This window comes from Carbonatibacter coralli, assembly GCF_039592655.1.
Taxonomy (GTDB): Bacteria; Pseudomonadota; Alphaproteobacteria; order Kiloniellales; family Kiloniellaceae; genus Carbonatibacter; species Carbonatibacter coralli.
Map to the genome: position 1 here is coordinate 221,270 of NZ_JBBUTJ010000003.1, position 7,571 is coordinate 228,840.

Genomic DNA, 7,571 nt, shown 5'->3' on the forward strand with positions numbered 1-7,571 from the left:
GACAGTCTGTCTGGTTCAGGGATGTGAAAGCAAAGAGGCCTGATCTCAGGCAAAGAAGTCTGAAAACAGGCCATGGTTACCCCTAGTGGAGGCAAGAATGAAAAAATATCTGGCTATGGTGACAGCAGCAACGCTGGCACTGTCTGCAATGGCTGGCGCTGCACAAGCCGAGCCAATTGTGATCAAACTCAGTCACGTGACCAAGGAAACCGGTCACCCCAAAGGTGAGGCAGCAAAACTTTTTGCTGATCGTGTGAACGAGGAAATGGCCGGCAAGGTTGTTGTCGAGGTCTATCCGAACTCTTCACTTTACAATGACGACAAGGCTCTTCAGGCACTGTTGCTGGGCGACCTGCAAATGGCAGCTCCGTCCCTCTCCAAGTTTGAAAAGTTTACAAAAAAATACCGTGTCTTCGATCTTCCGTTCCTGTTCGACGACATTCAGGCTGTTGACCGCTTCCAATCCAGTGAAACCGGTCAGGACCTGCTGCGTGCTATGGAAGACAAGGGCCTGCTGGGTCTCGGCTTCTGGCACAACGGCATGAAACAGCTGTCTGCCAACAAGCCCCTGATCAAACCGGAAGACGCCGATGGCCTGAAATTCCGTGTTCAGACCTCCGACGTTCTGGTTGCCCAGTTCGAACAGCTTGGCGGCAGCCCACAGAAAATGGCCTTCTCTGAAGTGTACGGCGCCCTGCAACAGGGGGTTGTCGATGGTCAGGAAAACACCTGGTCAAACATCTTCACCAAGAAGTTCTTCGAGGTTCAGGACGGCATCACAGAGTCCAACCACGGTGTCCTTGACTACATGGTCGTAACCTCTGCCGAGTTCTGGAACGGCCTGCCGGACGACATCCGCACCGATCTGGAGCGCATCCTGCGCGAAGTTTCCCAGGAACGGAATGCGATTTCCGAGTCCATCAACCTTGCAAACCGGGACAAGATCCTGAAAGCAGGCGGCACCATCCGTGAACTGACACCAGAGCAAAAGGCTGCATGGCGTGAAGCGGTTGCTCCGGTCTGGAACAAGTTTCTTGATGATATCGGTCAGGATGTTCTGGATGCTGCAATTGCATCCAACCAGTCCGAATAGGATTTGAGCACCAAAAGGGCAGGCTTTGTTGAACAGCCTGCCCTTTTTCTACATCTCCTACATTACCTGACACCCAAAAAAACGTGTGTTCGCAGGGACGTGCGCTCTTTCAGGGGAGCTTCTCAAATGAGCCTACTTTTTCACAAGGCAGAGGAAATCTTCATTTCCTTTCTGCTGGCAGCCATGACGCTTGTGACCTTCTCACAGGTTGTTGCGCGCTATATCTTCAACAGCGGGGCCATCTGGGCTCTTGAACTGACAACCTATTTCTTCGCCTGGCTGGTGCTTTTCGGCATTTCCTATGGCGTGCGTGTTCATGCACACATTGGTGTTGACGCCTTTGTAAAGCTCTTCAACAGAAAAGGGCAAAAGCTGTTCGGGATTCTGGTCGTACTCGCCTGTCTGACCTACGGCGGTCTGCTGGTCTATGGCGGTTATGATTACGTCTACAAAATTTTCCGCATTGGAATCGAGGCAGAGGATCTGCCAGTTCCACAATGGGTTCCCCTCGCCATTCTTCCCGTCGGTTTCGGTTTGCTGATCATCCGCCTTCTGCAGGCCGGGTGGCACATTATTGCTGATGAAAAAACTGTTTCCATCCTTGGAGATGAAAGCAAGGAAGCCATCGACAGCTTCATGGATGAGAAAAAAGAGGACGAGAAATAATGGCGATTGCAACACTCTTCATCACGCTTTTCGTTCTTTTGCTCATTGGCACACCGATCGCGGTTTCCCTGGGACTGGCGAGCCTTGTCACAATCCTCTTTTTCTCGAACGATTCTCTGGCCTCCATTGCGCTGACTCTCTTTGAGACAATGGAGCACTACACACTGCTGGCCATTCCCTTCTTTATTCTGTCATCCGCCTTTCTCTCCACAGGCGGAGTGGCACGCCGTTTGATCCGTCTTGCAATAGCAACGGTCGGACACCTCCGTGGCGGGTTGGCCATGGCTTCCGTTCTGGCCTGCATGCTCTTCGCCGCAGTCTCCGGATCGTCCCCGGCAACCGTGGTCGCCATCGGGAGCATCGTCATCGCCGGGATGGTCAAGGCCGGTTACTCCAAGGAATTCGCAGCCGGTGTAATCTGCAACTCCGGCACACTGGGCATTCTGATCCCGCCCTCAATTGTCATGGTTGTCTACGCCGCAGCAACGGATGTTTCCGTTGGCCGCATGTTCATGGCAGGTGTGATCCCCGGCATTATCGCCGGCGTCATGCTCATGATTGGCATCTACATTACCGCACGGATCAAAAACCTGCCTTCCATGCCCCGGGCAACGGCAGCCGAACTGGGCGAAGCGTTCAAGGACGGCATTTGGGGACTGCTCCTGATCGTGATTATTCTGGGAGGCATCTACGGCGGCATCTTCACTCCGACAGAAGCCGCAGCCGTTGCAGCCGTCTACGCATGGTTCATTGCTGTCTTTGTCTACCGTGACATGGGGCCTCTCAAGGATCGTGATGGTCTTGGCGCTGTGAATTACATCACAGTTCTGCCCCAGTCGATTTTTGATGCCGATATTCACAGGACAGTTCTTGAAGCGGCAAAAGTCACCATCATGCTGCTGTTCATCATTGCCAATGCAATGCTCTTTGCCCACGTTCTGACTTCAGAGCGCATTCCGCAAACCATTACAAACGCAATTCTGGACGCCGGTCTTGAACCCTGGATGTTCCTGATTGTTGTGAACATCCTGCTGCTGGTTGCCGGCAACTTCATGGAACCGTCCGCGATCCTGCTGATCATGGCTCCTATCCTGTTCCCGATTGCGCTGGAGCTGGGTATTGATCCCATCCATCTCGGCATCATCATGGTGGTGAACATGGAAATCGGCCTGATTACACCTCCGGTCGGCCTCAACCTCTTTGTCACGGCCGGAATTACCGGCATGTCGATCCTCAACGTGGTCAAGGCCGCCCTGCCCTGGCTGATGATCCTGCTGGTCTTCCTGATCCTCGTGACCTATATCCCTGCGATTTCAACGACCTTGCCGGATTTTGTCTACGGTCCTGATCTCAGCCTGCAATAATCCATCCGCAGGTTCCCGTAAAAAGGCTCTCGCAAAACAGATGCGAGAGCCTTTTTTGATTCCACCTGACCTTGCGCCTATATAGAATGGGACTTCATCAAAAAGAACGCACAGGCATCCATGCAGTACACTGGTCAATACACTCTGTCTCATCCCAAGGATCAGGTCTGGCGCGCCATCACCGATCCGGAAATCCTGAAGCAGGCCATTCCAAAGTGCGAGGATGCCTTCCGTCTTGATGACACAAACTTTCGAGCTGTTTTTTCGTTTCGCCTGGGGATTCTGCCTCTCAGGCTGGAAAGCCATATTTCACTTTCAGAGGTTCAGGCACCCGACAGCTATGTCATGACAGCAAAGGGAACCGGCAAGCTCGCAGACATGGCCGCTGGCCGGGCCCGTGTCACTCTGGCAGAAACAGATCAGGGACTGACCGAACTGTCGTTCCAGGCCAGCGGTGCTCTTGACGGCCCACTCGCCCAGCTGGCAGCCAAACTGGTCACCAAGACAGCAGACAGACTGGCCAATGATTTTTTCAGTCGTCTGGACAACGTGATGACAGAACTCAAAGACGCGCAAAACATCTCATGACCATCGGTATTATTTTCGACATGGACGGCACGCTTCTGGACAGTGAAAAGCTTTGCGCAAAGGCCTTTGTCCAGCTGCTCGGCCCCTTCCCGGTATCCGAAACCGAACTGGCCAAACGTTATCGGGGCGTCAAGGTCAGTGATATTTTCACAGACATGGCCTCCCGCTATGGCAAGGACATTCCCGATCAGGTCGTGCCGCTATACAGAGAGATCCTCAACAGCCTCTATGAAACCGAACTGGAGGTTTTTCCGGGCGTTTTTGAAGCTCTGGAGACACTCTCCTCCGATTACCCGATCTGTCTGGCATCCAATGCGCCCACGGAAAAGCTGGAGCGTCTGACGAAGCTCACAGGGCTGGATCGCTTTTTTGCCGACAGGCTTTTCAGTGCCTATGACGTCAGGGCCTGGAAACCCGAGCCACAGCTTTTTCTGACAGCAGCAGAAAGCATGAGAGTCACACCGGACCGCTGTTTCGTCATCGAGGACAGTGAACCCGGCCTGATTGCCGCACAGGCTGCGGGAATGTTTCCCCTTGTCTTTGATCCTTCCGGACCGACATCGCTGGACTGCCCGCACGATTTTGACCATTACGACTCACTGCCAGACAGGATTTCCCGTCTGGCAGCGCTTATGTCATAAGGTCATAAACCAACTGCGATCACAATCAGCCTAACTGCCAAAGACAGTCTTCAAAAGATCCGTTGTCCGTGCTGCCGGGTTGGCGCGGATTTTGGCTTCTTCCTCGGCCACATAATAGAACAGCCCTTCCAGAGCCTTGGAAACGGTATAGGAAGACAGTTCGCTTTTCACATCGGGAACCTGCGGAACAGCCTGATAGGCTGCGGTCATTTCATCATAGGCCTGAACAACACCGACCTCGGCCATACTTTGCTCGACAATCGGCGTGAAACGTTCCGTCAGCGCAGGCGTCATGACACGCTGGAAATAGGCTGTTGCCGCATCATCCGGACCATTGAGAATGTTGCGGGCATCTTCCAGCGACATGCCTGAAATGGCGTCAACAAACAGGTCGCGTGCCTCCGGTGCAGCCCGTTCAGCCGCTTCATTGATCTTCAGTTCAAGTTCATCCGCATACTGGCCAAAACCGGTGACACGCATCACCTTCTGGGCAGACTGTAAGTATCCCGGCAGGGGAATGCGAATGTTGTCATCGTTGAAATAGCCCCCGACAACACCAATCTGGCTGACAACCGTATCGGTGCCAACTTCCAGAGCCTGCTTGAGGCCGTCAACAATCTGGCCATCACTCAGGGCTGCGCCCAGAACGGAACCTGCAGAAGACGAAGTCCCTGAACTCTCCCCGGAGTTATCCGAACCCGAGAGGGTTTCCAGGGTATCAAGGCCCTTGTTCAGCCAGCTTTGTGCACTGGCCGGGGCTGTCAGCGAAACGGAAGCGATGCCAAGAAACAGTACGGCGGTTTTGGTCAGTTTCATTCTACTCTCTTTTTCTATCGGTCTTCAGCCTGCAAAGGCTTTCAGGTGCGTGTTCAGAAATTTGGTTGCAACCGCTTCAGCACCATGATCATAGAGATCAATATGCTGCCCCTCTTCAAAAACCTCCATCTGCTTGGGACCGGCAAAGGCTTCAAACAGATGACGGGAATGCTCAATCGGAATAATGCGATCCCTTGAGCCATGAAGTATCAAAACAGGCGCTGTCACATCAGCGGCCCAGACATCGCTTCTCCAGTGGTCGCGCAGCAACCATTTCACCGGAAAAAAGCCATAGCGACGCATGCCAAGGCTCAGGATGGAATCATAAGGTGCCTCCAGCACAACAGCCTGAACGGGAAACTGAGCCGCAACCCATGTCGCCAGGCCGGTTCCAAGTGATTCGCCATAGGTCACCAGACGCCCGGCGGGATACCCCTGTTCCTCGAGCCAGTCCAGAACGGTCAGCGCATCATCGCGAAAAACGGCCTCGCTGGCCCGCCCCGGCATACCGCCATAACCGCGATATTCAACCATGAAAAGGCCATAGCCCTGTTCCAGCAGCCAGACCAGCTTTTCGAGCCTGTCGCCTGTATGTCCCGCATTGCCGTGAAAGGACACGACAATCGGCTTGGCCGGATCACGCGGTGGAGCAAACCAGTGAACCAGTTCTACATTTCCGGAATGCAAAAGGGAGACTTCAGAAAGCCTCTGACTGCCTTCGATATACTCGTAGCTTTCCAGCGGAGGTCGCTCGCGACCACCCGGATACAGCAAACGGTCCTGGTAAAGATACAGCGCAAGCGCCAGAAGCAGATACAAAGCCGGTAGCAGCAAAAGCCAGGACAAGAATCTTTTCCCCTTCAAACGATTGGTCAATGACATCCCCCCATCCCAATCTGTTGAGTCGGTGCCAGAGTGCTTCAGCATTTTGTCTTTTTTGCGTCAGATGACAACCTGAATCGGAAAAGTCCGGCGAACAAAGCAGGATGATGACGCGAATGTGAAAAAGCGGGACGGAACAACCCAAAATAAAGTCATCTTGTTCGGGCATGATCAGAGCTAAGTCATAAAAGGAAAAAAAGCATTTTTCATCAGCAAAGAGCTTTTCCGGGGCTGGACAAAAACCGCCAACAGGTCCACAAATCCGTAAAAAACTGCTATATGATGAACCGCCGTTATAACAATCAAAATAGGCAAATAAGGAGAATCCCAATGGATGTTCGCGCCGCCGTAGCCTGGGGAGCTGGGAAGCCACTCACCGTCGAAACCGTTCAACTGGAAGGCCCAAAATTTGGTGAGGTTCTGGTTGAAGTTAAAGCAACCGGTATCTGTCACACAGATTACTTCACATTGTCCGGCGCTGATCCGGAAGGTCTCTTTCCGACAATCCTCGGGCACGAAGGTGCCGGTGTTGTTGTCGACGTGGGCCCCGGTGTCACATCCCTGAAAAAGGGCGATCACGTTATTCCGCTCTACACGCCTGAATGCCGCGAGTGCGAATACTGCCTGAACCCGAAAACAAACCTCTGTCAGAAAATCCGCACGACACAGGGCCAGGGCCTCATGCCTGACGGCACAAGCCGCTTCTCCATGGATGGTAAGATGCTGCACCATTACATGGGCTGCTCCACCTTTGCCAACTACACCGTTCTGCCTGAAATCGCGCTGGCGAAAATCCGCGAGGATGCACCTTTCGACAAGGTTTGCTATATCGGCTGTGGTGTCACCACGGGTGTCGGTGCTGTTGTCAACACAGCCAAGGTTGAGCCCGGTTCCAATGTCGTTGTCTTCGGTCTCGGCGGGATCGGCCTGAACGTCATTCAGGGCGCGCGCATGGTTGGCGCTGACAAGATCATCGGCATTGACCTGAACAACGACCGCAAGGCCCTGGCTGAGAAGTTCGGCATGACCGACTTCATCAATCCCAAGGAAATTGACGGTGATGTCGTACAGGCCATCATGGATCTGACAAATGGCGGTGCAGATTACTCCTTTGAATGTATTGGTAACGTAACAACCATGCGTCAGGCTCTTGAGTGTTGCCACAAGGGCTGGGGCGTTTCTGTCATCGTTGGTGTGGCCGGTGCCGGCCAGGAAATTTCAACACGTCCGTTCCAGCTGGTCACAGGACGTGTCTGGAAAGGCACAGCCTTTGGTGGTGCGCGCGGACGTACAGATGTTCCGACAATTGTTGACTGGTACATGGATGGCAAGATCAACATCGATGATCTCATCACCCACACAATGCCGCTGGACGACATCAACAAGTCCTTCGATCTGATGCACAGCGGTGAATCCATCCGCTCTGTCGTGCTTTACTAAAATCTGCTCAGAGGGAGCGTGGTTTTTTTTTCACGGGCAAAAAAAAACACCCCCCAAAAAAACATAGAAAAAAAAAAAAAA

At 53.2% G+C, this 7,571-nt stretch carries 8 protein-coding genes; 6 read left to right on the top strand and 2 right to left on the bottom strand.

The genetic code is table 11. From position 1 onward, the window contains the following. The first annotated feature begins 97 nt into the window (after positions 1 to 97). The 5 genes from AAAH10_RS09425 to AAAH10_RS09445 all read left to right on the top strand — a co-directional run bounded on the left by AAAH10_RS09425 (position 98) and on the right by AAAH10_RS09445 (position 4,352). Positions 98 to 1,093, top strand: coding sequence for a TRAP transporter substrate-binding protein (locus AAAH10_RS09425; RefSeq protein ID WP_343562854.1), 996 nt, complete (start codon positions 98 to 100; stop codon positions 1,091 to 1,093). Between the two features lie 126 nt (positions 1,094 to 1,219). Then, positions 1,220 to 1,759, top strand: coding sequence for a TRAP transporter small permease (locus AAAH10_RS09430; protein ID WP_343562856.1), 540 nt, complete (start codon positions 1,220 to 1,222; stop codon positions 1,757 to 1,759). Next, the gene (locus AAAH10_RS09435) at positions 1,759 to 3,123 is read left to right on the top strand and encodes a TRAP transporter large permease (RefSeq protein ID WP_343562858.1); all 1,365 of its coding nucleotides are present in this window, start codon (positions 1,759 to 1,761) and stop codon (positions 3,121 to 3,123) included. The genes AAAH10_RS09430 and AAAH10_RS09435 overlap by 1 nt, the downstream gene beginning before the upstream one ends. Before the next feature lie 120 nt (positions 3,124 to 3,243). Continuing rightward, positions 3,244 to 3,711: an SRPBCC family protein gene (locus tag AAAH10_RS09440; RefSeq protein ID WP_343562860.1), complete on the top strand. Its 468-nt coding sequence runs from the start codon at positions 3,244 to 3,246 to the stop codon at positions 3,709 to 3,711. Further along, complete coding sequence (locus AAAH10_RS09445) at positions 3,708 to 4,352, top strand: HAD family hydrolase (protein WP_343562862.1); 645 nt, start codon at positions 3,708 to 3,710, stop codon at positions 4,350 to 4,352. The genes AAAH10_RS09440 and AAAH10_RS09445 overlap by 4 nt, the downstream gene beginning before the upstream one ends. 30 nt (positions 4,353 to 4,382) lie before the next feature. On the opposite strand, the gene AAAH10_RS09450 is transcribed toward AAAH10_RS09445, so the two are convergent. Next, a complete protein-coding gene (locus AAAH10_RS09450; protein WP_343562863.1) occupies positions 4,383 to 5,168 on the bottom strand; it encodes a DUF4197 domain-containing protein in 786 nt (261 codons plus the stop codon). 24 nt (positions 5,169 to 5,192) lie between these two features. After that, positions 5,193 to 6,014: an alpha/beta hydrolase gene (locus AAAH10_RS09455; RefSeq protein WP_343562865.1), complete on the bottom strand. Its 822-nt coding sequence runs from the start codon at positions 6,012 to 6,014 to the stop codon at positions 5,193 to 5,195. A gap of 366 nt (positions 6,015 to 6,380) precedes the next feature. Here AAAH10_RS09455 and AAAH10_RS09460 point away from each other — a divergent pair, with 366 nt between their 5' ends. Next, positions 6,381 to 7,490 (top strand): S-(hydroxymethyl)glutathione dehydrogenase/class III alcohol dehydrogenase, encoded by a 1,110-nt coding sequence (locus AAAH10_RS09460; protein WP_343562867.1) that lies wholly within the window; start codon positions 6,381 to 6,383, stop codon positions 7,488 to 7,490. The last annotated feature ends 81 nt before the right edge of the window (positions 7,491 to 7,571 follow it).

What these genes read in the sequence shown, in the direction of transcription:
- AAAH10_RS09460 (WP_343562867.1), top strand. Translation starts at nt 6,381, where the DNA reads ATGGATGTTCGCGCCGCCGTAGCCTGGGGAGCTGGGAAGCCACTCACC.
- AAAH10_RS09440 (WP_343562860.1), top strand. Translation starts at nt 3,244, where the DNA reads ATGCAGTACACTGGTCAATACACTCTGTCTCATCCCAAGGATCAGGTC.
- AAAH10_RS09435 (WP_343562858.1), top strand. Translation starts at nt 1,759, where the DNA reads ATGGCGATTGCAACACTCTTCATCACGCTTTTCGTTCTTTTGCTCATT.
- AAAH10_RS09445 (WP_343562862.1), top strand. Translation starts at nt 3,708, where the DNA reads ATGACCATCGGTATTATTTTCGACATGGACGGCACGCTTCTGGACAGT.
- AAAH10_RS09425 (WP_343562854.1), top strand. Translation starts at nt 98, where the DNA reads ATGAAAAAATATCTGGCTATGGTGACAGCAGCAACGCTGGCACTGTCT.
- AAAH10_RS09450 (WP_343562863.1), bottom strand. Translation starts at nt 5,168, where the DNA reads ATGAAACTGACCAAAACCGCCGTACTGTTTCTTGGCATCGCTTCCGTT.
- AAAH10_RS09430 (WP_343562856.1), top strand. Translation starts at nt 1,220, where the DNA reads ATGAGCCTACTTTTTCACAAGGCAGAGGAAATCTTCATTTCCTTTCTG.